Raw genomic sequence first — 23,159 nt, 5'->3', positions numbered from 1 at the left:
GGTCACATCTCGAAGACCAGGCGGGCCAGGACAGCGCTGTCGAGGACCTCTTCGAAGGAGAGATTGATCTCGTCGAGCTCGCGCGTCTCGTAGATCACTTTGGTCCGGTCGGCGGCGTGCAGGCGGAAGACCTCCGCCAGGTCCCCGCGGGTGCCGACGATGGAGCCGGTCACGCTGATGCCGCTCAGGACGGTCTCGAAGACCGGCAGGCGCATGGTGTTGTCCCTGGGCAGGGAGACGAGCACCAGGCGGCCACCGCGCCGTAGCGAGGCATGAGCTTGCTCCAGGACACGAGGGCTGGCGGCCAGCACGATCGCCACGTCGGCCCCGCCCAGTGCCCTGATCGCGACGACCGGGTCGGTGGTGGCGGCGTTGACGGTGTGGGCGGCTCCCAGCTGCCGGGCCAGGCGGAGCTTGTCGTCGGTGATGTCGACGGCGATGGTCTCGGCTCCGAAGATCTGCGCGTACTGCTGGGCCAGATGGCCCAGGCCGCCGATACCGAAGATCGCGGCGCGCTCGGCCGGCCGCAGGCCCGAGACCTTGACGGCCTTGTAGGTGGTCACGCCCGCGCAGGTGAGCGGTGCGGCTTCGGCGGGGGAGACGGCGTCGGGGACCGGGACGACGTAGGCGGCGTGGGCGACGGCGTACTCGGCGTGAGAGCCGTTGACGGTGTAACCGGTGTTCCGCTGGGACTCGCACAGGGTCTCGTGGCCGCCGACGCAGTACTCGCAGGTTCCACAGGCGTGACCCAGCCACGGGATGGCCACGCGCTCGCCGACCGTCCGGCCGGTCACCGCCGAACCGGTCTTCCCGATGACACCGACGCCCTCGTGCCCCGGGATGAAAGGCGGCACCGGTTTGACCGGCCAGTCACCGCGGGCGGCGTGGATGTCGGTGTGGCACAGGCCGCTGGCCTCGATACGGACCAGGACCTGATCGGCCGCCGGTTCGGGAACGGGGATCTCCTGGATCTCCAGGGGCCTGTCGAACGCGGTGACGACGGCGGCGCGCATGTTCATGGTCTGCTTCCTCCTCGACTTTCACCTATGAGTCCACCTACGAGTCTTCCGCGCGGTGGCCGGGGGAGGCAGAGCCGGAGGTCCCCGAGCGGCACGGTCGTCGGTCACGGCCGCGCGGGAGGTTCCGGCCTCGGAGCTTCGGTGTGTCCGCGTCCTCGTCGCGAGCCCTCGGTGCCGGGTCTTTCGTCCTCGCCGCGCGAGCCGTCCGCCTCTTCACTGGCGATCCGCGGGACGAAATCCTGACGACGACCGGCGAAAGGTGGCGATCGGCCCTCGATCCCTGTCCTTCGCGGAGCATCACTGGATGAAGGGGATGATCCCGATGCGTGCGCTCGTGGTCTTCGAATCGATGTTCGGCAACACCCGTGCGATCGCCGAGGCCGTCGCCGGCGGTCTGGCCACCCGGATGGAGGTGGAGGTGGTCGAGGTCGGCGACGCCCCGGTGTCGATTCCCGCTGATGTGGATCTGCTCGTCGTCGGCGGGCCCACCCACGCCTTCGGCATGAGCCGGCCCGCCACCCGCCGGTCGGCCGCCGAGCAGGCTTCCGGTGCTCTGGTGTCCAAGGGGAAAGGGCTGCGCGAACGCCGCGGCCGCCCTCGGTGCCCCCTCCGGGGCTCTGGCGGCCGCGGCGTTCGACACGCGGATCAAGAACCCCTGGGTTCCGGGATCGGCCCGGCGCGGTGTCGAGAGGAACCTGCGCGGGCACGGCTTCGCGATCCTGACCGGCTCGCAGAGCTTCCACGTCTCCGGCACCCCGGGTCCGCTCCTGGACGGGGAGGTCCAAAGAGCCCATCGGTGGGGGACGGAACTGGCCTCGATGCGACAGGCCGGCGTTCACCGGATCACATAGGGGGCAGGGCCGGTGGACGCCCGCGAGGGGCGTGTCGCCGTCCGGAGACGAGTGCTTCACGGAGTCCGTGGACGGTACAGGAGACGTTGGTCCTCGCGGCAGGTGACGTTCGGCCGATGCCGAACCGCTCCCGAGGGTATGCGATGGAGGTGAAGGGACGGAGATTTTCCGAGAGGAGGCGGCCATGACAGGACTGATCGTCGTCGGTACCGACGGATCCGCGCCCGCGACGGCGGCGGTGGAATGGGCGGCCGAGGACGCCGCACGTGACGGCGCGGCCCTGAAGATCGTGCACGTGCACGAGCCGTGGAGCACTCTCCTTTCCCTCTCCGGGAGTGAGGAGGAAAACGACCCGGTGACCGGGTACGCCGACCGCCTGCTGGCCACGGCCGCACAGCGGGCTCGGGCTCGCGCGTCCGACATCGAGATCACCACTGCTCTGGCGACCGGAGCGGTGGTCGAGCGGCTGAGGAGCGAATCCGAGCGGGCCGACGCGCTCGTGGTTGGCAGCAGGGGCGTCGGCGGGTTCGCCGGACTGGTGCTCGGATCGGTCGGGCTCGGCCTGGCCGGCCACGCGGCCGGTCCCGTGGTCGTCGTCCGAGCGCCGGTGTCGACCGTGCACGGCGTGGTCGTCGCGGGATTCGACGGTTCGGAGCATTCACAGGCCGCGCTGGAGTACGCCTTCTCCCGGGCCCGGCAACGCGGATCGCGGCTGCGAGCCGTCTACGCCTGGCAGATGCCGATGCCCTCGCCGTACGCTCTGGGCTACAGCCCGGTGCTGGAAGGCACGTTCGCGGACGAGGCCGAGACCGCCCGGCGGCTGCTGGCTCCCTACCGGGAGAGGTATCCGGACGTCGTGGTGGAGGAGTCGATCGTCTGTGATCATCCGGTGCGTGTCCTGTCCGATGCCTCACGTCAGGCGGACCTGGTCGTGGTCGGCTCACGAGGGCTGGGGGGATTCGCCTCGGCCGTGCTGGGCTCGGTGAGTCACGCCGTGTTGCATCGGGCTCACTGCCCCGTCGCCGTCGTCCGTCATCACCCGGACGAACGATGAACGCCGAGACCTTGATCGGTCAGCAGGCCAGGAGCCGTGCTCCGGGGCGGTGCGTGGTGATCGACGACGGCGGGAGACGTCGGCGTCGTCAACGCCGGGATGGAGTCGGTGCCGCCGGTGACCGGCCGGTCTGCTCCGCAGTGTCGTAGATCTTCACCCGCTTCACCGGGGGAAACCGCTTGGGCATCAGCGCGATCTCACTCGCCACGGTGAAGGTCGAGCCGCCACCGGTGCACGGACCTGTCAGGTGGATCCGGGCGATGCCGCCCTTGATGGCCGGCCTGCTGGATCCAGCGACCCCGGAACCGACGAACCGCAGTCCCTGCGTCCGCTCGGCCTGGGCGGGCCCGGCGAACAGGCGCTGCAGCGCGCCGTACGCGGTGGCGGACGGGATAACCGGGCGCGGCACCGATGTGGTGTACGGCGGTGGCGCGGCGTTGAAGCCGGTGGTGCCGAGGAAGTGGGCGCGCGCCCAAACGGTCCGTTGGGGCGTCGTGACATCCAGGACGATCCGGCTGGGCTTGCTGAGAGCGTAGATCTTGTACGCGGCGCTTTTGACGGGCCTGATCCCGAAGCTCGTCGTGGTGCCGGAGTCGCCGGTGTCGACCACCTGGATGACGCCGAGCAACGTGTAGGCGCGCCGGGGCGGGGCCGTGAACGCCGGAGCCGACGCCGGTACGACCGGTAGGGTCACGACGTTCAATGCCTCCTTCCCGAGGCGGTCGTTGCCGTTCACTGCTCGCCGGACGGGCTTCCGGCCGGCCCCTTGAGTCGCCGCCAAAGGCCGCCGCGCTCCCCGGAGAGGGCGACGAGGTCCGGGGGAGGGGGCGTCGCGACCGTGATGACCGTGGCCTTGGCGTGCTTCTGGCAGTAGGCGGTGACGCCCGCGGACAAGATCGGCACGCGCCGTCTGCTTCGCCCTACGATCAGGAGGTCGGTGCTCCTGGTGAGTTCGGTGAGGGCCACGCCGGGCCTTCCCGGACGCACGCTGGCGGAAAGCTTGACGCCTTGGAGCTGGCCGTCCGCGACCTCCCTGAGCACGCGCGCGAGCATGTCGGCGGCAGCCACCTGGGCCGCCGCGTCGATGGTGGTGAACCATGGCTGGTGTTCCAGGCGGGTGGTCTCCTGGTAGGCGTGGATCAGGTGCACCGGCAGGTGGCGCAACCGCGATTCGCCGAGCGCCCAGGCCAGCGCCCACCGGGCGCCGGGCGTGTCGTTCACACCGACGATGATGCGCGGCCCGCTGGGCGGTGCTCGATGCATGATGGTCTCCACTCTCGAGTCGTGTCCTGAGAGTGCCTTCCAGGGGATGGGCGTCGGCAGGGACTTTGGGCCCTTCACCCGGAGCGAAGGACCTGAGACATCTGGAGCGGGGAAGAGGCACATGACCTAGTCGGGCAGGACGGCGCGCAGGATCCGGGCCTGGGCCGCTGCGGCAGAGCGCGACCACGCTCCTTCGGTCTCCTTGAACCGCGATCGGTGGCACTCCTGTTCCCCTAAGGGTCGATATCGAATATTATTAATCTACTTTGTAAAGGCGATCGATTTTTGAAAAACAGTAAAAATAGACATATAGGACTAAAGACGAGCCGCAAAAACAAACAGGACCCTGTCGTCTGGCACGTGTGCTCTCACGCCGGGTGTTCAGACGCGGCGGGTGCGTGATGAGTGATGGACGACGGCGACGGGGGCCTGAGCGTGGTGGAGCAGGGCACGTACGGTCGGGCCGAGGAGCGGGCCGGAGGTGCCCGCGACGACCAGTTCGGCGGTCGTGGAGGCGTTGATGAGCGCTTTGGCCGGGTGCTCGTGTACGACGTGCTCGATGAGGGTCACGTCGGGGAATCGGTCTCGCCAGCCGGCGAGTGATTCGGCCAGGAGCCGGGCTTCCTCGTCGCCGATGCCCTCGACGTCGTAGAGGAGTGGCTGCATGTCGCCGGGTGCTCTGGTGGCGGGGTGGGTCCAGGCGTGTATCGCTCGCAGGGGGCGTTGGCGCAGGGTCGCTTCGTTGAAGGCGAATTCCAGGGTTTCGTTGAAGGCGAATTCCAGGGTGGGGTCCTGGTTGGTGCGTCCGGTGACGCCGACGGCGATCTCGGTGTCGGGGGTGGTGTGCGGTGGGTTGACGATCACTACCGGGCATGGGGAGTGTGCGGCCAGGTCGGTGCTGACCGAGCCCAGGAGTAGTCCGGTGAATCCGCCCAGACCTCGGTGGCCGACGACGATCAGCTGTGCGGTCGTGGCTGCGGTGGTGATCGCTTCGGCGGGGTTTCCGTCGAGGATCTCGGTGGTGATCTTCAGTGTGGTGGCGTCGGAGTGGGCTTGTTCGGCGGCGTGGTGAAGCAGTTCGTTGCGGGCGGCTTCCTCGGCGGGTCCCCAGTGGGCCGGTTGGGGGGCGAGGGGGACGTCGTAGGCCCAGCGGAGGGCGGCGTGTGCGATGCGCAGTGGCGCTTTTCTCAGTGTGGCTTCCTGTGCCGCCCAGGTGAGGGCGTGGAGGGAGGGGGGTGAGCCGTCGACGCCGACGATGATGGGTTGTGTCATGGTCGTCACCTTCGGTTCGTTGCCGGGGTTCGGTGGTGGGATCTTGGTTGTTGGGTCTGAGGGTGGACGAGGTTGTCCACCGTTGTCTTGTTCGGTCGTGGTCTTTTCATTGTTCGTAGTCCTTTCTTCTGCCGAATAGGGGCGAAGGTCCCTGGGCGCCGTCGCATGTCGCTCTGTTGCCCGGCCGGATGGAGCGACTGGCGGAAGATCGTGTTTTTCTTTGTTTTGGCAGGTAGGTGCTGTGATGGGAGGGGGTAGAAGGTCCCATGCCGTTGGGACGTTGCGCCCTGCTGCTCGGGGGGTGGTTGTGGCGAGCATGGGGGAGGAGGTGAGGGTGATGGCGGGTATCTGTGAGGCCGTCGTCGGTTATGACGGTTCCGACTTCTCCATGCAGGCTCTGGAATGGGCGATGGATGAGGCCGAGCTCGGGCGGGTGCCGCTGAGGGTGGTTCATGCGTGGCGGTGCCCGTATGGGGAGGCCGATGAGGAGGCGAGGCTTCATCTGCGTAGGGCGGCTGAGCATGTGCTGTATCACGGGGCGGAGTGCGCTCGTGCGTGCAGTGCGGTGGCCGTTGTCGGGACGGATCTGTATGAGGGTGGGGCGACTGAACGGCTGGTCGAGTTGTCGGAGAGTGCGGCCGTGGTCGTGGTGGGCTCTCGTGGCATGGGTGCCTTGGCCAGGGCGGTTGTGGGGTCGGTCGCCGAGGGGGTGGCGGCGTATGCGCGCTGTCCGGTGATCGTTGTGCGCGGGCCCGGTCCGATTCCGGTGCCGAGGGAGCAGGGTGAGGTGGTGGTGGGGGTAGGTGGCGATACCCGTGATGGGGTGATCGAGTTCGCTTTTCGTGAGGCCGCCATGAGGCGGTTGGGGCTGGTGGCGGTGCGTGCTGGGCAGTTGCAGCCGTTGATGCGCGAGGGGCGGATCGCGATGGACGCGGCGGAGGATGTGCTGGCCGGGCGTCTGGAGCCGTGGCGGATCGCCTGTCCGGAAGTGGATGTTCGTACGTGTTTCGCTGCCACGTCCGCGAAGGATCTTCTGGTGGATGCATCGAGGGGGGCGAGTGTGGTGGTGGTCGGCGGGGGACGTGAGCACGGCAGGCTGGGTTCGGTCTGCAGGTCGGTTCTTCAGCATGGGTTTTGTCCTGTCGCGGTCGTTCCCGCCGGTTGGGAGGGTTCGCCCCGCGAGGGGGTCGCGTTGTCGGGTTCCGATGCGTTTGGTGAGGGTGAGGCCCGAGTCGTCGAGGGGTGAGCGGCCGGGGAGGGGCTCTTGGTGTGGTGTTTGGCGGGTCAGGGGCTTGTCGTCGTGGAGTAAAAGATGGTCGGTCCTGTGGGGGCGCGGGTCTGGACGGTCGGGGTCGCAGCGCGCCGACCGGTCGCTGATATGGCGGGTGTGCTAACGCTGTTCGTCGGTGGGGGTGTTGTCACGGTCCCAGGCGAGTTCGTCGATCACGTCGACGACTCCGCTGGCCTGTCGGGTCATCTCCAGCGCGATGCGAGTGTCGGTGCGCAGAGTCATCGTGCCGCTCAGCGTCACCACGCCGTCCTTGACCGTGACGTGGACGCGTGAGGTGTCCATCCACAACGATCGTGTTAGGACGTCCACGCGGACGTCGTGTTCGATGTCGCGGTCGGAGCGCATGAACACCTTCAGCAGGTCGCAGCGGCTGACGATGCCTGCCAGGCGGCCGTGCTCGTCGACCACCGGGAGCCGTTTGACGCCTTTTTCGTGCATCAGGCGGTCGGCGGCCACCAGGGAGGCGTCCTTGGGGATCGTGACCGCGGGGGTGCTCATCAGGTCACGGGCCGTTTGGGCCCCTGGGGTGTCTGTGTGCGGCTTTGGGGGAGAGGGGTGGTGTTTGCCGGGGGGCTGCTTTCGGAGTTCCTCCTTGCGCAGCAGGTCGGCCTCGGAGACGACGCCCACGACGCGGCCGTCGTCGTCCACCACCGGTAAGGCGCTCACGGTGTGGGTGAGGAGTGTGCGGGTGATGTCCTTGAAGCAGGTGTTCTCACCCGTTGAGATCACCTGCTGGGTCATCACGTCCTTGACGGTGACATGGTGCATATTTGCCTCCGGACGGGCGGTGGCGATCGAAACGGCCGGTGATCGAGTGGTGGCCGGGGCGAATGTTGAACGATCCACGGGCTGGTGGTTCGGTCGTGTGATTCTTCGAGGCCGGTGGACGAGGCCGGGTGATGCGGCATGGCCCGGGGTGGGGGCCGCGTTCGTCGGCCGCGATCGGTTCCATCCGCGATTGGTCATAGGGGCAGTATCGGTTGTGTTGTGAGATCTGGGCAGGTCGCACCCCCGGTAGGGGTGGGAGGTCCTCACCAGGAGGTGGGGCTGGTGACCTGGGCGATGTTTTGGGAGCTGGCAGTGAGCAACCTGCCGGCCAGGTCGGCCAGTGCGCGGGCGGCCGCGAGCTCGTCGCCGATCTCGGGTACCTGCGGGTCGGCCGGGTTGCGGCATGCGTGGCCGGCTCCGGCCAGGTGGGTGCGATCTTCGGTGGACAGGACCGCTCGGGCGGCGGTGGTGTCGCCGTCCTCGGTGATGTGGATCTGCACGGTCCATCGTTTTGCGAGCATGACGATGCTCCTTTGCTCGAATCGGCGTTCACCGTCCACGCTGGTCAAGAGCTTCGCGTGCGAACAGGGCATAAGGGCCTGACATCCGGGGGACTTCCGTAGTGTCTGGTATGTCCGCAGGTGGGGGCGGTTGGAGGTCCGTTCTCCTCTAGGTCGGCGAAGCCTGCGGGGGAAGCATTGAGGTATGTCGACCACATCTCAGGCACAGTCGGGGCTGACGGGCGCGCAGGCGGCCCGGCGGCTCGCCGACGAGGGGCCGAACGCGCTTCCTGCGGGTAGGCGGACACCGGCGGGTGTGCTGCTGATCCGCGAGATGGTCCACTTCTTCGCGTTGCTGCTGTGGGTGGCGGCGGGACTGGCACTGGTGGCGGGCATGCCCCAGCTGGCGCTGGCCATCGCGGTGGTGGTGGTCTTGAACGGCGCGTTCGCGTTCGCCCAGGAGTATCGGGCCGACCGGGCGGGCCAGCGGCTGCGGGAGCTGATCCCGGCCGAGGTCAAGGTCGTCCGGGACGGTCGCCGCACGGTGGTGAACGCCGCGGATCTGGTTACGGGCGACCTGGTGCTGCTGGAGGCGGGGGATCGGATCTCCGCTGATCTGGAGCTGGCCGAGGTGCACGGGCTGGCGGTCAACGAGTCGATGCTGACCGGGGAGAGCCTTGCGTGCCGGCCCGGCGAGAAGGCCACGGTCTTCGCGGGGACCTTCGTCGTCGAGGGGGAGGCGGCCGCCGTCGTGACGGCCACCGGGTCACGCACCCGGCTGGCCGCCGTGGCAGCCCTGACCCGGAGCGCGACCCGGCCGCCGAGTTCCCTGGCCCGCGAGCTCGGGCGGGTCGTCAAAGTGATCGCCGCCATCGCGCTCGGCGTCGGCGTGGTGTTCTTCGGCCTGTCCCTGCTGCTCGGGATGGAGCCCTCGACGGGCTTTTTGTTCGCCATCGGGGTCACGGTCGCGCTCGTTCCCGAAGGGCTGCTGCCCACCGTCACCCTGTCGCTGGCGCGGGCGGCGCAGCGGATGGCCGGGCAGAAGGCGCTGGTGCGCCATCTGGAGGCCGTGGAGACCCTCGGCGCGACCACCTTCATCTGCACGGACAAGACCGGGACCCTCACCCGCAATGAGATGAGCGTCGTGCGGGTGTGGACTCCCGGTGGCGCGCTCGACCTGGCCGATCCGGTCTGCGCCGCCGAGATCATGCGCTCGGCCGTGCTCAGCTCGACCGGGCGGCTGGTCCGCGCGGACGGGCGGTGGAAGCCGGTGGGAGACCCGATGGAGGTGGCCCTGCACGCGCTGGCCCTGCAGGCCGGATCCAGCGAGGAGGGGGCGGTCACCAGGCGCCTACCGTTCGATCCTGTCCGCCGCCGCTCCTCGGTGATCGTCGACGGCGTGCTCCACCTCAAGGGCGCTCCGGACGCGGTCCTGCCGCTGTGCGCGGCGGAGCAGGCGGAGCAGGCGGAGCAGGCGCTGCAGGAGATGAGCAGGGGCGGGCTTCGCGTCCTGGCCGTCGCCCGCCGGAGCGTCCCGGTGACCTGCGCCGCCACAGGGAGCTCCACGGGAACCGCCGCGCAGAACGCCGCGGGGACCGCCGCGGACGTCGAACGGGATCTGACGTTGCTCGGTCTCGTGGGCCTTGAGGATCCGCCTCGCCCGGATGTGGCGGAGGCGATCGGGAAGTGCCGTCGGGCCGGGATCAAACTCGCCATGATCACCGGTGATCATCCCGGCACCGCGCGTGCGATCGCCGAGAAGGTCGGCCTGCTGGGGTCGGAGGAACTCGTCGTCACCGGCGCCGAGCTGCCCGTCGGCGACGAGGCCCTCGGGGAGCTGCTGGATCACGACGGGGCCGTGATCGCCCGGGCGACGCCGGAGGACAAGCTGCGTATCGCCCGCGCGCTGCGCGGGCGCGGCCACGTGGTGGCCATGACCGGCGATGGCGTCAACGACGGGCCGGCGCTGCGCGAGGCCGACATCGGGGTGGCCATGGGGGCCTCGGGCACCGACGTTGCCCGCGAGGCCGCCGACCTGGTCCTGCTCGACGACCATTTCGCCACCATTGTCGTTGCGGTCGAGCTGGGCCGGGCCACCTACGCCAACATCCGCCGCTTCTTGACCTACCACCTGACCGACAACGTCGCCGAGCTGACCCCGTTCGCCGTCTGGGCACTGTCGGGCGGGACGATTCCGCTCGCTCTCACTGTGCTGCAGGTCCTCGCCCTGGACATCGGCACCGATCTGCTGCCCGCCCTCGCCCTCGGCGCTGAACCGGCCAATCCGCGGACCATGGACGGGCCTGCCCGGACGGGTTCGCTGGTCGATCGCCGTCTGATCCGCCGGGTGTTCGGGGTGCTGGGACCGGCCGAGGCCGCCGTGGAGATGGCGGGCTTCGTCGCCGTGCTGATGCTGGGCGGCTGGACGCTGGGGGCGGAGCCGTCACCGGCCCTGCTCGCCGCGGCCTCCGGCACGGCGTTCGCCGCCGTGGTGCTGGGTCAGCTCGCCAACGCCTTCGCCTGCCGCAGTCAGACACGGCCGGTGGGGCGCGCGTGGTGGGCGGGCAACCCTCTGCTGCTCTGGGCGGTCGCGGTCGAGGCCGTGCTGCTGCTGGTCGTCGTCGGCGTGCCGGCGCTGTCGGCGCTCCTGGGAGGATCGTTCCCGCCGCCCGCGGGTTGGGCGCTCGCGGCGCTGGCCGTTCCGGCCGTTTTGGCGGCCGATGCGCTGCACAAGGCGATTCAGGACCCGAAGCGAGGCCGTCCGGGCCGCCCACCCCGCACCGCGGCGCCTTGTCCGCTACCCGGTCAGGGCGAAAGGTGAAACCTGTTACCAAAGGTCGACAAATAGTAGAAGGAGGCTAAAAATCCCTTTTGGGTGGGGTCACGGGCCTGATGGGGGCGTGGGTAGCGGGTCCATCATGAGGGATATGGGCTCGGCCGATCGTTTCGACGCCTTCCGCGTCACCTTCGACCGCCGCTTCCAGTGGGCGGGTCTCGCCCCGGCCCCGCCGGGAGAGACCAGGAGCGGCTTCGCGGCCGTGCACGGCCTGGCCGCGGCATTGAGGGGGGATCTGGGGTGCCCGACACCGGCCGAGTTCGGGAGGGCGGCGCCCCTGTTCGCGGGGCCGTCCCGTGAACGTCTGGGCCGGCAGGGCGCCATGGCCTGGCCGTGTCCCGATCCCGACGGCCCCGGGCAGGCCGGGTGTCTACCGGGAGCGGTTCGCCACCCTCGACGGGCGGGCGCACTTGGCCGCCTGCCCCTACCTGCCGCCCGGGGAGAGCCCCGACGACCACTACTCACTGATCCTGGCGACAGGACGGCGCTGGACCCTCTACAACTCCGGCGGCATGAACCGTGGTGCGGCCGATCCCCGGACCCGGCACGGCCGCGCAACGGTGTCAACGACCTTCGTACGCCATCGGGCCCCCTGCGATCTCGCCTCGAGCCGACGGGCGCGACCCGGCACACCGGCCTGATCGGCATCGCCAGAGCATGAAATCGAGGTGAGGACCATGACGAGACGAAACGGGATCGTCATCGGCTATGACGGTTCGAACTCCCCCTTGCGCGACCTGGAGTGGGCGGCGGAGGAGGCGGAGCTCAGAAGGCTCCCGCTCATGATCACCCACACCTGGCGCTGGCCCTACGGCGAGGCCGACGGTGAGGCCAGGCTCCATCTGAGCAAGGCGGCCGAGCACGTGCTGCTGCACGGCGTCAAATGCGCGCACGCCCATCGCGAGGACATCGAGGTGGTCACCGATCTTCACGAGGGCTCGGCCGCGCAGCGGCTCGTCGAGCTGTCGGCCGATGCGGAACTTCTCGTGGTCGGCTCTCACGACCTGGGAGTGGCGGCCCGGCTCATGACCGGCTCCGTCGCGGCGTTCGTGGCGGCCCACGCCCGGTCTGCGGTGATCGTCGTGCGCGGAGCGGACCGGATGTCCCTCCTTTCTGAGCCGGGACCGGTCGTCGTGGGGGTCAAGGACACCACGGGCGACGCGGTGCTGGACTTCGCGTTCCGGGAGGCGGTCCTGCGGCGCCTGCCCCTGCGGGTGGTGCACGCCGGCCACCCGCGCCCGCTGGCGTGGGGCATCGCCATGGCCCCGGTGCCCGATCTGGAGGACTCGGCCCGGGCCTGCCGGGATCGGGTGGAAGAGCGGCTGGCACCGTGGCGGCACAGGTACGCCGAGGTGCCTGTCGACATCTGTTCCGCCACGACCGCACCCAGGGAGGCTCTGCTGGCGGCATCGGCTGATGCCGCCCTCGTCGTCGCCGGCAGAGGCCGGGCGGCGTCCCGCACCGGCCACCTCGGAGCGATCACCGGATCCCTGGTCAGGCACGCGTCCTGTCCGGTGGCCGTCGTGCCGGCCCAGGAGGACGGCTCCCGGACCGCGCCGCCCGCCGGCGAGGCGAAGGCGCCGTGAGGCAAGACCGCGGAAAGATCACAGGAAGGTCGCCGGGCGGCGTCACCAGGCCGTCCGGCCGATGGCGACGGCTGGTGGCGCTCTGCAGGAATGGGGCCGGAAGTCCCCGGTGAAGGGGCCTTTGGGCCGCTGCGGAAAACGTCGCCGGCCGGTCGAATGGAAGGAGAACCCGTAGGAGAGGGAGAACTCGAGGAGGTCGGCATGACAGCGCATGTGGTGGTGGGAGTGGACGGCTCGTCGTCCGCGGACGACGCGGTCCGGTGGGCCGCCGACGACGCGGTCCGGCGCGGATGCGCCGTGAAGATCGTCCACGTGGAAGACCCGTGGCCCGGTGACATCCCGCTCCAGACGCCGCCGGGCTTTCGCGACTCCGTCACCGAGTACGGCCAGGAGGTACTGCAACGAGCGGCCACGCTGGCACGCGAGCGCGCCTCGGAGCTGCAGGTGGAGACCCTGCTGGAGGCGGGCCGGGTGAGCGAGGTCCTGCGCCGCGAGGCCGAGGACGCCGAGCAGCTCGTGCTGGGCAGCCGAGGGCTGGGCGGATTCACCGGCCTGCTGCTCGGATCGGTCTCCCTGACCCTGGCCGGGCACGTGGCCACCCCCGTCGTGGTCGTCAGGGACGTCCCGGAGCGGGCACGCGGCCGGATCGTCGTGGGCTTCGACGGCGGCGATCATTCGGAGGCGGCGCTGGAGTACGCCTTCGAGGAGGCCGCCCGCCGTGGCGCCGGGCTGCAGGCGATCCACACCTGGCAGATGCCCGTCGCGGGACCGGGCGCCTTCGTCTACACGCCGCTGGTCGAGGACATCCTGGCCGCCGAGCGGCACGTCTGCGCCGACACGCTCACGGCGTGGCGGGAGAAGTACCCGGGGGTCGACGTCGAGCAGAGGCTGGTGTGCGGGCATCCGGTCGGTGTCCTGTGTGACGCCTCGGCCGCCGCGGACCTGGTCGTCGTCGGTTCCCGGGGGCTGGGCAGGTTCGGCTCGGCCGTGCTGGGCTCGGTCGGCCACGGGGTCCTGCACCACGCCCGCTGTCCGGTCGCCGTGGTCCGGGCCCGAGGGGAGGCGTGATGGACACCGCTCGTCTGACCGTGGGGCAGGTGATGAGCCGGACCCTGGTCGCCGTCGATCTCGACGAGTCCCCGCTCCTGGCGTGGGAGATCATGCGCCGTGCGGGTGTGCACCATCTGCCGGTCGTCGACGGGCAGGGCCGTCTGCGCGGGATCCTGACGCGTGAGGACCTCACCGCCCGCTGGTCGGGGGGCCCGATGGAGCAGTCCCACGTGCGGGTCCGCGCGCTGCTGACCGACCGCCGCCGCCCGCATACCACCCCTGGCACGTCCCTGGCCGTCGCCGTCGCCGCCATGATCGACGCGGGTGTCGACGCGATCGGGGTGATCGGCGACGATCACCGGCTGGCGGGGATGATGACCGCCACCGACGTGCTGCGGGCCGTGGCCGGCCGCCTTCCCGAACCCCGGGAGGCGCCGGAGCTGATGACGGGAATGTTCCGCCTGGTCCCGGTGGTGCCCTCCCACGTCCCCGCGTGATGAGAGGGCATCCCTGCCGCGGGGCGGCTCCTGTCGCCGACCCTCGACGCGACGTCATGGTCGCCCCCAGGCGGGGGGCGCCGTGAAAGGAGAGATCATTGTCGCTTTCGACGGGTCACCGCACAGCCGTGGCGCGGTCGAGTGGGCGGCGCTGGAGTGCAGGGCGCAACGAGCGCGGCTGACCGTCTGCCATGTCTGGGACGGTCCTCACACCGAACGCGAGGCGGCGATCACCGAACAGCGACGCCGGCTCGCGGAGCATGTCCTGCTGGAGGGTGTACGGCTGGCCGAGCGGCTGCTGCCGGGCCAGGAGGTGCGCTCGGTCCTGGCCCGAGGAACCCCGGGGCCGGAACTGGTCTCGCTCAGCCGGACGGCGAGGACCCTGGTGGTCGGATCCCGGGGCCTGGGCGGGCTCACCGGCCTGCTGCTCGGCTCGGTGAGCGCTCACGCCGCCGCTCACGCGTTCTGCCCCGTGCTGGTCATCCCACCGCACGCCCGCGTCCCCCACCTGATCGAAACACATTCCCGTCTCCGGGGCGAGACGGCCACCCGGGGGAGGCGTGGATGGTGAGACGTCTCGGCACCGTCGCCTTCCTCGCGGTGACCACGTGCGGGCTGCTGGCCGGAGGCGCACTCCACCTGGCCAGCGCGGACAGCACCGGTGATCTTCTGTGGGCGGCGGTCACCGGCCTGGCCCTGGTGCCCGCGACCGGCTGGGTGATCTCGGCGCTGCGAAGCGGCCGGCTGGGCGTGGACGCCATCGCCGTGCTCGCCCTGGCAGGGGCACTGGCCGTAGGGGAGTATCTCGCCGGCGCCCTGATCGGCGTGATGCTGGCCACCGGCCGGGCACTGGAGGACTACGCCCTGCGCCGGGCCCGCCGGGACCTGACCGCCCTGTACGAACGCGCGCCGCACTCGGCCCGGCGCTACCGGGACGGCGTGCCCGGCCTCGTGGGGGTCGACCAGGTATGTCCCGGCGACCTGCTGCTGGTTCCCCCCGGTGAGACGGTCCCCGTCGACGGAGTGATCGCGACGGGGCCGGCGCTGCTGGACGAGTCGGCCCTGACGGGAGAGTCGATCCCGGTCAAGCGCACCACGGGGCAGAGCGCGCGCAGCGGCGTCGTGAACGCCGGCTCCGCCTTCGACCTGCGCGCCACCCGCACCGCGGCCGAGAGCACCTACGCGGCAGTGGTACGACTGGCGCGGCAGGCCGAGGCGGACAGCGCTCCGGTGGTACGGCTCGCCGACCGGTTCGCCGCCTGGTTCCTGCCCGCCGCGCTCCTGCTGGCGGGGGCCGCCTGGCTGCTGTCCGGTCAGCCGGTACGCGCCGTCGCCGTGCTGGTCGTAGCCACCCCCTGCCCGCTGCTGCTCGCCGCGCCGGCGGCCATCGCCTCGGGGCTGTCTCGTACGGCACGCCACGGCGTGGTGGTCAAGGGCGGGGGATCGCTGGAACGGCTGGGACAGGCCCGCACGCTCATCGTGGACAAGACCGGGACGCTGACCGCCGGACGCCCCCGGGTCGTCGACGTCGTGGCCGCGCCGGGCGTCCGCGCCGACGACCTGCTGCGCTGGGCCGCCGCGGTGGATCAGATGTCCTCCCACGTCCTGGCCGCCGCGATCGTCGCTGCCGCCCGCGTCCACCGGGCCGAGTTGCCGCAGCCGACCGCGGTCGTGGAAAGACCCGGCACCGGCACCGCGGGAGTGGTGCAGGGCCACCGGATAGAGGTCGGCAAAGCGACGACCTCCTCGACCTCCTCGCCGTGGGAACGGGCCCAGCGGGCGCGGGCCGCGCTGGACGGCGCCATGACCGTCTGGGTGGGCGTGGACGGCGAGACCGCGGGGGTGATCCTGCTTCGCGACGCCGTACGGCCGGATGCGGCGCGGACCCTGCGGCGGCTGCGCACCGCCGGGATCGAGCGGGTGGTCATGCTCACCGGGGACCGGGCCGAGGTCGCCGAGAGCGTGGGCACGGTACTCGGCGTCGACCAGGTGCTGGCCGAGCAGAGCCCCGCCGACAAGGTACGGGCGGTACGGCAGGAGGCGGCCAGGGCGGTGAGCGTGATGGTGGGCGACGGGATCAACGACGCCCCGGCCCTGGCCGCCGCCGACGTCGGGGTCGCCATGGGCGCCCGCGGCTCGGCCGCCTCCACCCAGGCGGCCGACGTGGTGCTCACCACCGACCGCCTGGACCGGCTCGCCGACGCCATGGACGTCGCCCGCCGCTCCCGCCGCATCGCCGTACAGAGCGCGGGCGCGGGCATGGCCCTGTCCCTGCTGGCCATGATCGTGGCGGCGGCCGGAGCACTGCCGCCCGCGCCTGGCGCTCTGCTGCAGGAGGTCATCGACGTGGCGGTGATCCTCAACGCGCTGCGGGCCCTGCGGCCGGGGCGGGGGACCCGGACGGTGGTCGACGCCCCCACCGAGTCCCTGCTGCGCCGCTTCGAAACGGAGCACTCCTCGTTGCGGCCGCCTCTGGAGATGATCCGGGAGAGCGCCGACGAGATGGCCGGCGCTTCCCCGCAGGAGGCTCTTGGCCGCCTGAGGGAGGTTCACGCCTTCCTGACCGAACGCCTGCTCCCGCACGAGCGGGCCGAGGAACGGCGGCTCTACCCGGCGATGGAACGCGCTCTCGGCGGTCCCGAGGTCACGATGACCATGAGCAGGGCACACGCGGAGATCGAACGGCTCGTGCGCCGGCTGGGGCGCCACCTCGCGCTCGCCGAGGACGACGGCGGCGTGCGTCCGGAGCGGCTCGAGGATCTGTACGCCTGCCTCTACGGCCTGCACGCGGTCCTGCTGCTGCATTTCGATCAGGAGGAGGAGGCCTACTTCTCCCTGGCACGGCAGTGACCGGTGGTGATCGCGGGGGGGCGAGGCCACCCGCCAGGAGCGCTCACCCGCAGCGGAACGGACCATAGGTCCCTGCCGTCGGGGGACTTTCGCCACTGCCGCCTTCCGGGCCGCTTTGCGACCGTTGTAGTGAGGAGGTGCGTCATGAAGGTCAGGGAAGTCATGGCAGGCGCGGCGATCGCGGTGCGGCCGGAGGCGACGTTCATCGAGATGGTCGACGCCATGCGGCGTTTCAAGGTCGGTGCGCTCACCGTCATCGACGCCGACGATCGCCCCATCGGTGTGGTCGCCGACGATGATCTCCTGCTCAAGGAGACCGACTCCGGCACTCGCTCCGGTGGCGTCTTCGACAGTCACAAAAGGCGCCAGGAGCATCGCAAGGCCGCGGGGGGCACGGCCGGGCAGATCATGACCACCCCCGCGATCACCGTCACGAAGGACACCGCCGTCCGGGAGGCGGCGCGGCTGATGCACCGGCATCGGATCAAGCAGCTACCGGTGATCGACGCGGTCACCGGGCGTATCACCGGCACCATTCACCAGGGTGATCTGCTGGCGGTCTTCGCCCGCCCGGCCGAGGAGATCGAACGCGAGGTCGTCGCGGCCTGTGACCGGCTCACCGGCCCGGAGACGGTGAGTGTCGGCGTCGAGACCGGGGTGGTCACGCTGACCGGCCGGGTCGCCTTCCGGTCGCAGATCACGCGCCTGGTCGCGGCGGTCTGTGAGATCGACGGCGTCCTCGACGTCGAGAACACCCTCACCTGCTCCTCCGACGACCGGGTCCCCGTTCCGCCGTTCCTGTGACAGGAGTGAGATCATGAACGCCCGTACGAGCGAGGAGATCACCTCGGTGGTCCGCGCGGCGGTCCGGGCCGCCACGTGGGCCCCGTCGGTGCACAACACCCAGCCCTGGTCATTCGGCGTCGACGGCGATGAGATCGCGCTGCGCGCCGACAGCGACAGAAAACTGCGAGTGGCCGATCCTGACGGCCGGGAGCTGCTGATCAGCTGCGGAGCGGCCCTGGTGAACGTGCGGCTCACCCTGCGCGCGCTCGGTTACGAACCGCGGGTGCGCGTGCTGCCCGACCCCGACCGCCCGGCCCTGCTGGCCACGATACGGCCGGGAGCGGCCGTGGCCGCCGACGAGAACGCCCGGTCGCTGTACGCCGAGATCGAGCGTCGCCGCACCCACCGGGCCGGTTTCACGCCGTCGCCCGTCCCGGAACGTCTCCTCGAGGCCCTGGCGGCCGAGGCGGGCGGTGAGGGGGCGCGGCTGACACCGGTCCGGTCCGAGGCGGCGATCCGGGTGCTTGCCTCGGCCACCTGCGCCGCCCAGGACGTGCAGTCCCAAGACCGGCTGCTGTCGCTGGAGCTGATCCGCTGGGCGCGCCCGCCGGGAAGCTCCCGCCAGGACGGGGTCCCGGCCGAAGGCTACCCGCGCGCGCCCCGGCGGACCAGCCCGCACTTCGCCCAGCGCGACTACACCCACGGCCACCCCTGGGGCAACGACAGCGACCAGTTCTTCTCCGCCTCCACCGGTGTCGTGGCGATTTTGACCACTAAGGGCGACTCCCGCCGGGACTGGCTCGCGGCCGGCCAGGCGTTGCAGCGCGTCCTGCTGCGCGCCTGCGCCCACGGGCTCGGCGCGGCCTTCCACACCCAGGCGCTGGAGATGTTCCACCTGCGGGAGTTCCTGCGCCAGAAACTGTGCTCGCAGGAGTACCCCCAGATGATCATGCGTCTGGGCGTCACCTTCGACGACGGTGGGGGAGTGCGGCGGCCGGTCGCCGAGGTGCTGGAGGAGGGCCCGGCGAAAGCGGCGTCCTCGCCGTGAGGCCACCGCTCGCCGGCCAACAGGTTCTGCTCACCGGCGACGATTCACTTACCACAAGGTAATGTTTTTCGGCGCGGACGATTCTATGATCCTTCATCGAATCGGCGCGTTTGTCGGTGGCATATGTTTCCATCTCCCTGTGGCGGTCGATCCGTCGAATACATCGGTCGAGATCCGCAGGGAGGCGTCATGGCGGAAAAGTATTTCCGACGCGGACATTGGGTCAGGAAATCCGCGCCGAAAAACAAGAAAGCATCAGGGTGGGTGATCCTGGCCGTCATCGTCGGAGCGGCATGGTTCTGGGGAACCCTGCCCGATGAGGGCCATGACGTCCCGCAGCGGCCGTCGCCAGTCTCCGAGCCCGTCGCACCGGTCCCGGATCCGATCGCCGAGCACGCAGGGGCCGACATTCCGCCCCCCGAGCCGACCGAGGCGCCGTGACACGCCCACGGTGGCACCATCGCCTTCCTCGTCCTCGGAAACCGGCCGGCCCGATCGAGTGGATCGCGGCCGCCTTCGTCGCGCTGGCCGCGTTTTCGGCGGTCTTTCATATGATCCGGACGGCTGTCGACTTCGTTTCCGGTCATTGGTATGTCGGTGTGGCGGCGGGAATCGTCATTGTCGCGATGGCAGTGGCTTTCGGATGGTGGAAGATCAGCGCCATTCGCCGCCGGTCCGCGCGGTTGCGTGAGGTACGGCTGACGCTGGCGGACCTGGACGCGCTGAGCTACACCGATTTCGAGCTGGCGGTGCGTGACCTCATGGTGCGCGACGGCATCGACGCCCGGCATGTCGGCCGGAGAGGGGACAAGGCGGCCGACGTCATCGGCCGTATCCCGGGTGGCTATCGCGTCGTCGCCCAGTGCAAGCACACCACGAGCGGCTCCAAGGTCGGCGCCTCGGTGATCTACACGGTGAACGGGACGGCCGCCCCCGCCCACAGGGCCGATGTCGCCGTGGTGATCACCAACGGGTCCTTCACCAGCGGGGCCCGGGAGACGGCGGCCGACTTCCGAATCCACCTGTTCGGCCGCGAGGAACTGCGCCGGTGGGCCACCGAGGGGGTCTCCCTGCAGCAGATGCTGAGGCTCACCACCCCCTTACGGCGACTGCGACGCCTGCGGCACACCTCGAACCGGCTGATCCGTCACGACGGCACGCCGCTCTCGACGGCCCCCATGGACGACCAGAAACGACGCTGAAGAAACCCTCCGGCCCCGCTCATTCGAGCTCCGGCGTTCAGCGGCCTGCCGCGCGGCGTAGGCGGGGTGAGGCGGGAGAGCCCACCTCGGCCACGTCGTGACCGGAGGCCCGCGACAGCGGTGACCGGGATGATCGTCCGGGCATGCTCCGCTTCCGGTCGGAGCGGTGCGGGGGCGGTTACGGGGCCGGGGCGTCGGTGGTGGAAGGGGCCGCGGGGGCGTCGGCGTCGTGGGTGGTGCGGGTGGTGCGCAGGCTCCATGCGATCGACACGGTGATGGTCATCACGATGACGCCCAGCGTCACCGGGATGGGCAGTTTCCCGACGGGGGTCTCGGACAGGATGAGCTTGACCCCGGCGAAGGCCAGCAGCACGGCGAGTCCGTAGTGCAGGTGCACGAAGCGGCGCAGCAGCCCGGCCAGGCAGAAGTACAGGCTGCGCAGGCCCAGGATGGCGAAGGCGTTGGCGGTCCAGACGATGAACGTGCTGGTGGTGATGGCCAGGATCGCGGCGACGGAGTCGAGGGCGAAGATCAGGTCGGTGGCCTCGACGGCGATCAGGACGACGAACAGCAAGGTGGCGACGCGCCTGCCGCCGATGCGGGTGAAGAAGGCGTCGCCGTGGTAGTTGGCGTCGGTGGGGATGACGCGGCGGACCAGGCGTACCACGGGGTTGCGGTCGGGCGGGGTCTGCTCGCCGTGGCGGAAGGCCATCGTGTAGCCGGTGTAGATGAGGAACGCGCCGAGGAGGTAGGCGGTCCAGAAGAAGGTCTCCAGCAGTTCCGCGCCGAGGAAGATGAACGCCAGCCGGAACGCCAGCGCTCCGATCACGCCCCAGAACAGCACCTTGTGCTGCACCGCCGCCGGTACGGCGAAGTGGGTGAAGATCAGTGCGAAGACGAAGACGTTGTCGATCGACAGTGCCTTCTCGATCAGGTATCCGGCGTAGTAGGTGCCAGCCACGTCGCCGCCCTGCCAGGCCCACAGGATCACGCCGAACAGCAGTCCTGCGGCGATCCAGACACCGGACCAGAGGGCGCCCTCGCGGAAGCCGATGACGTGGTTGTCGCGGTGCAGGAACAGGTCGATCGCGAGCATCGCGGCGATCGCCAGCATCAGCGCCGCCCAGACCCACCAGGAAACGGGCAACGGAACACCTTTCGACCGGCCGGGCCTCGCGCGGAGGCCGGCGCTGCTGGTCGAAGGTCTCCCCGGGCCACCGCGGAGGTGGCTGCGTCGCCGGGATCCGGATCTGCCGGGTCCGTAATGACGGCGGCGCGTCGAACGTCGGGTACTCCCCCTCGAACTACGATCGAGTATTCACGAAGTAGTTTTCGTATGTCAAGGATCCGGGGTGGGGAACCGCGATGCCGCTTTCGTGTCTTCGCGTGCGTACATTGGAGGGTGACCTGCCCCTGGCCGGACCGTACGGATGGTGATCAGATGTCTCAGGCGGCTCAGGCCGGAGCGGCTCGCGGGACCAAGGAGTGGACGTTCCTGACCAATCACGCCCACGTGCTGCTGGCCATCGCCCGGGAGCCGACCGCCCGGCTGCGTGACGTCGCCGACGCCGTCGGCATCACCGAACGCGCCGCGCAGGCCATCGTCGCCGACCTCGAGGCCGCCGGCTACCTGCGCCGCGAACGCGTCGGGCGGCGCAACGAGTACACCGTCAACCCGGCCGGGCACTTCCGTCATCCCGCCGAGGCCGACCGGCGCATCGGTGACCTGCTCGCCCTGTTCACCGACTCGTTCACCGGCTCCCAGGTCACCGGATGAGGGCCGGACCGGCCGGGAGGGAACGCTCGCGTCAACCGGATGATCACGGTATCCACGCAGGTCACGTGTGACGCAGCCGATGTCCGCGCCTTCGCCGGCCTGCCGGGAACTCGTATCACGGTCCGGGGTGCGCAAGGCGAGGCCGCCGCAGGTCACGCCATCCGGAGCAGTTCCAGGGCCGGTCGGCGCGGGGCGTGGGGTACGGCGGGGCCGTACCCGAGACGGAGGATCATCTGGGGGTGGCCGACGGGGTGCCGGGGATCGGTACGGCGGCGCATGTCGCGCAGGTCCAGCGGCTGGTTGAGGAACGACGTCGACACCCCGTGCACGGTGGCGACGAGCAGTACCCGCTGCAGCGCCTGCCCGGCTCGCAGCCAGTCCGCCGGGCCGTCGCCCGGTGTGGTCACGACGGCGAGGCGGGGATGGGCCTCGAACCGGGCCCGCTCCCCGCTCACCCGGGCGAGATCGCGCACGGGCGCGAGGTCGCCGACTGGCCGGGGACCTTGGACGTAGGGCGGCATGCCGTCGTGGTGCGAGCGGCCGGAGGTCCACCGCGCCAGCTCGGCGCGGTAGTCACGGTCACGCGTGAGCGCCTCCTCGGCCGCGGCGACCTCCTCCAGGAGTACGGCGCTCGCCGAGGCGTCCAGGAGGACCAGGTCGGCGCCTTCCATCCGGGCAGCCCTGCTCAGCTCGTCGGTGACCGCCCGGGGGACGGACCGGCCGGTGAACGGCTGGCGATTGGTGCGCCGCGTCGTGATCGCCTCGTACAGGGTGTGCTCGGCCGCCGAGGCGGGGGCGGCCGATGCGGGCCGGACGGCGGCCAGCAGGGTGGGCGAGCCATCCCCGGCGGCCGGGACGGACCAGGTGATCGGCCGGTGGCCGCTCACCCGCAGGGCGAGACGAAGGTTGAGCAGGGCCGCGCCGCAGCTGACGTGCAGGGAGCGGCCGCGCGGGTCGGCCACCTTCAGCCGGCGGTCGGGGTCGGCGTGGAGTTCGACGTACTCCCGGTGGCGGACGACGAAGCGCCAGGGCTGGGTGTTGTGCACCGAGGGTGCGGCGCCGGCCGCGGTGATGAGACGGCGCGCTCCGGCGTGCGTGGCGAGCGGGTTCAGCATGGCGGACCTCCTTGAGGCGAACCTCCGTGATCCGAGGATCGTCCCGCGCCAGCGGCCGGGGCAGGGGCGAAGGTCCCGGCGAGGGGGGACCTGTGGGCCACGGGCACTCGCGGGGCCGGGAAGGACGGGGTCGTCACCGGTGCCCGTCGGCGGCGCCGGGACACCGACCTCGCGCCGATGCGTGATTTTCCGCGTCTCGCCTCCGTGTCGACGGCAAAGAACACCAGGACAGCGACATGAGAGGACAAAGGTCCCGTCGATGGAGGCCGTTCTCCCGTGACGAAGAATCGGAAAAAACGGTCGAATAGTGACAGTTTCCCGGCTACTGGACAGACGCACCACGGGCCACATGAGATCCGAGAGGCCATCACGCCGTCCACGCCGAGAAGACCCA

General features: G+C 70.5%; 22 protein-coding genes and 1 pseudogene. 15 read left to right on the top strand and 8 right to left on the bottom strand.

Going from position 1 to position 23,159, the window contains the following annotated elements:
* Window positions 1-2 precede the first annotated feature (2 nt).
* Window positions 3-1,019: a zinc-dependent alcohol dehydrogenase gene (locus tag ACLQ2R_RS33660; RefSeq protein WP_425965452.1), complete on the bottom strand. Its 1,017-nt coding sequence runs from the start codon at window positions 1,017-1,019 to the stop codon at window positions 3-5.
* A 304-nt stretch (window positions 1,020-1,323) separates the two neighbouring features.
* Here ACLQ2R_RS33660 and ACLQ2R_RS33655 point away from each other — a divergent pair.
* The 3 genes and pseudogenes from ACLQ2R_RS33655 to ACLQ2R_RS33645 form a co-directional block, all read left to right on the top strand.
* Window positions 1,324-1,464: pseudogene (locus ACLQ2R_RS33655) on the top strand (hypothetical protein); the annotation flags it as partial.
* Between the two features lie 103 nt (window positions 1,465-1,567).
* Window positions 1,568-1,870 carry a hypothetical protein gene (locus ACLQ2R_RS33650; protein ID WP_425965483.1) on the top strand — a complete coding sequence of 101 codons (303 nt, stop codon included), beginning with the start codon at window positions 1,568-1,570 and terminating at the stop codon, window positions 1,868-1,870.
* Between the two features lie 184 nt (window positions 1,871-2,054).
* On the top strand, window positions 2,055-2,924 hold the full coding sequence (locus ACLQ2R_RS33645) for a universal stress protein (protein WP_425965451.1): 870 nt from the start codon (window positions 2,055-2,057) through the stop codon (window positions 2,922-2,924).
* An 88-nt stretch (window positions 2,925-3,012) separates the two neighbouring features.
* Here the strand turns inward: ACLQ2R_RS33645 and ACLQ2R_RS33640 are convergent, their stop codons facing one another.
* The 3 genes from ACLQ2R_RS33640 to ACLQ2R_RS33630 form a co-directional block, all read right to left on the bottom strand.
* Window positions 3,013-3,627, bottom strand: a complete 615-nt coding sequence (locus ACLQ2R_RS33640; protein ID WP_425965450.1) for a hypothetical protein — start codon at window positions 3,625-3,627, stop codon at window positions 3,013-3,015.
* Window positions 3,628-3,656: 29 nt separating this feature from the next.
* The gene (locus ACLQ2R_RS33635; RefSeq protein WP_425965449.1) at window positions 3,657-4,187 is read right to left on the bottom strand and encodes a universal stress protein; all 531 of its coding nucleotides are present in this window, start codon (window positions 4,185-4,187) and stop codon (window positions 3,657-3,659) included.
* A 381-nt stretch (window positions 4,188-4,568) separates the two neighbouring features.
* The gene (locus ACLQ2R_RS33630; RefSeq protein ID WP_425965448.1) at window positions 4,569-5,459 is read right to left on the bottom strand and encodes a universal stress protein; all 891 of its coding nucleotides are present in this window, start codon (window positions 5,457-5,459) and stop codon (window positions 4,569-4,571) included.
* Between the two features lie 337 nt (window positions 5,460-5,796).
* Here ACLQ2R_RS33630 and ACLQ2R_RS33625 point away from each other — a divergent pair, with 337 nt between their 5' ends.
* Complete coding sequence (locus ACLQ2R_RS33625) at window positions 5,797-6,705, top strand: universal stress protein (RefSeq protein ID WP_425965482.1); 909 nt, start codon at window positions 5,797-5,799, stop codon at window positions 6,703-6,705.
* 144 nt (window positions 6,706-6,849) lie between these two features.
* On the opposite strand, the gene ACLQ2R_RS33620 is transcribed toward ACLQ2R_RS33625, so the two are convergent.
* Window positions 6,850-7,518 carry a CBS domain-containing protein gene (locus ACLQ2R_RS33620; protein WP_425965447.1) on the bottom strand — a complete coding sequence of 223 codons (669 nt, stop codon included), beginning with the start codon at window positions 7,516-7,518 and terminating at the stop codon, window positions 6,850-6,852.
* Window positions 7,519-7,781: 263 nt separating this feature from the next.
* Window positions 7,782-8,039 (bottom strand): dsRBD fold-containing protein, encoded by a 258-nt coding sequence (locus ACLQ2R_RS33615; protein WP_425965446.1) that lies wholly within the window; start codon window positions 8,037-8,039, stop codon window positions 7,782-7,784.
* 184 nt (window positions 8,040-8,223) lie between these two features.
* Here ACLQ2R_RS33615 and ACLQ2R_RS33610 point away from each other — a divergent pair, with 184 nt between their 5' ends.
* The 10 genes from ACLQ2R_RS33610 (at window position 8,224) to ACLQ2R_RS33565 (ending at window position 19,873) form a co-directional block, all read left to right on the top strand.
* Window positions 8,224-10,839, top strand: a complete 2,616-nt coding sequence (locus ACLQ2R_RS33610; RefSeq protein ID WP_425965445.1) for a cation-translocating P-type ATPase — start codon at window positions 8,224-8,226, stop codon at window positions 10,837-10,839.
* Window positions 10,840-11,531: 692 nt separating this feature from the next.
* Entirely contained in the window at window positions 11,532-12,440 is a 909-nt protein-coding gene (locus tag ACLQ2R_RS33605; RefSeq protein WP_425965444.1) for a universal stress protein, read from the top strand.
* Between the two features lie 201 nt (window positions 12,441-12,641).
* On the top strand, window positions 12,642-13,508 hold the full coding sequence (locus ACLQ2R_RS33600) for a universal stress protein (RefSeq protein WP_425965443.1): 867 nt from the start codon (window positions 12,642-12,644) through the stop codon (window positions 13,506-13,508).
* The gene (locus ACLQ2R_RS33595) at window positions 13,508-13,987 is read left to right on the top strand and encodes a CBS domain-containing protein (protein ID WP_344887296.1); all 480 of its coding nucleotides are present in this window, start codon (window positions 13,508-13,510) and stop codon (window positions 13,985-13,987) included. The genes ACLQ2R_RS33600 and ACLQ2R_RS33595 overlap by 1 nt, the downstream gene beginning before the upstream one ends.
* A gap of 82 nt (window positions 13,988-14,069) precedes the next feature.
* The gene (locus tag ACLQ2R_RS33590) at window positions 14,070-14,558 is read left to right on the top strand and encodes a universal stress protein (protein ID WP_425965442.1); all 489 of its coding nucleotides are present in this window, start codon (window positions 14,070-14,072) and stop codon (window positions 14,556-14,558) included.
* Window positions 14,552-16,837, top strand: coding sequence for a heavy metal translocating P-type ATPase (locus tag ACLQ2R_RS33585; protein ID WP_425965441.1), 2,286 nt, complete (start codon window positions 14,552-14,554; stop codon window positions 16,835-16,837). The genes ACLQ2R_RS33590 and ACLQ2R_RS33585 overlap by 7 nt, the downstream gene beginning before the upstream one ends.
* 144 nt (window positions 16,838-16,981) lie before the next feature.
* Entirely contained in the window at window positions 16,982-17,641 is a 660-nt protein-coding gene (locus tag ACLQ2R_RS33580; protein ID WP_425965440.1) for a CBS domain-containing protein, read from the top strand.
* Between the two features lie 13 nt (window positions 17,642-17,654).
* A complete protein-coding gene (locus ACLQ2R_RS33575; protein WP_425965439.1) occupies window positions 17,655-18,671 on the top strand; it encodes an Acg family FMN-binding oxidoreductase in 1,017 nt (338 codons plus the stop codon).
* Between the two features lie 189 nt (window positions 18,672-18,860).
* Complete coding sequence (locus tag ACLQ2R_RS33570) at window positions 18,861-19,112, top strand: hypothetical protein (protein ID WP_425965438.1); 252 nt, start codon at window positions 18,861-18,863, stop codon at window positions 19,110-19,112.
* A 185-nt stretch (window positions 19,113-19,297) separates the two neighbouring features.
* Complete coding sequence (locus tag ACLQ2R_RS33565) at window positions 19,298-19,873, top strand: restriction endonuclease (protein WP_425965437.1); 576 nt, start codon at window positions 19,298-19,300, stop codon at window positions 19,871-19,873.
* 178 nt (window positions 19,874-20,051) lie between these two features.
* On the opposite strand, the gene ACLQ2R_RS33560 is transcribed toward ACLQ2R_RS33565, so the two are convergent.
* A complete protein-coding gene (locus ACLQ2R_RS33560) occupies window positions 20,052-21,020 on the bottom strand; it encodes a TerC family protein (RefSeq protein ID WP_425965436.1) in 969 nt (322 codons plus the stop codon).
* A 294-nt stretch (window positions 21,021-21,314) separates the two neighbouring features.
* On the opposite strand from ACLQ2R_RS33560, the gene ACLQ2R_RS33555 reads away from it, so the two are divergent.
* On the top strand, window positions 21,315-21,650 hold the full coding sequence (locus ACLQ2R_RS33555) for a helix-turn-helix transcriptional regulator (protein WP_425965435.1): 336 nt from the start codon (window positions 21,315-21,317) through the stop codon (window positions 21,648-21,650).
* A 152-nt stretch (window positions 21,651-21,802) separates the two neighbouring features.
* Here the strand turns inward: ACLQ2R_RS33555 and ACLQ2R_RS33550 are convergent, their stop codons facing one another.
* A complete protein-coding gene (locus tag ACLQ2R_RS33550; protein ID WP_425965434.1) occupies window positions 21,803-22,765 on the bottom strand; it encodes an Acg family FMN-binding oxidoreductase in 963 nt (320 codons plus the stop codon).
* Window positions 22,766-23,159: the final 394 nt, after the last annotated feature.

It is taken from the genome of Streptosporangium sp. DT93, assembly GCF_049844535.1.
In the GTDB taxonomy this organism is placed as follows: Bacteria; Actinomycetota; Actinomycetes; order Streptosporangiales; family Streptosporangiaceae; genus Streptosporangium.
The sequence above is the reverse complement of the archived record's forward strand: the minus strand, read 5'-3'. Positions and strand labels throughout refer to the sequence as shown.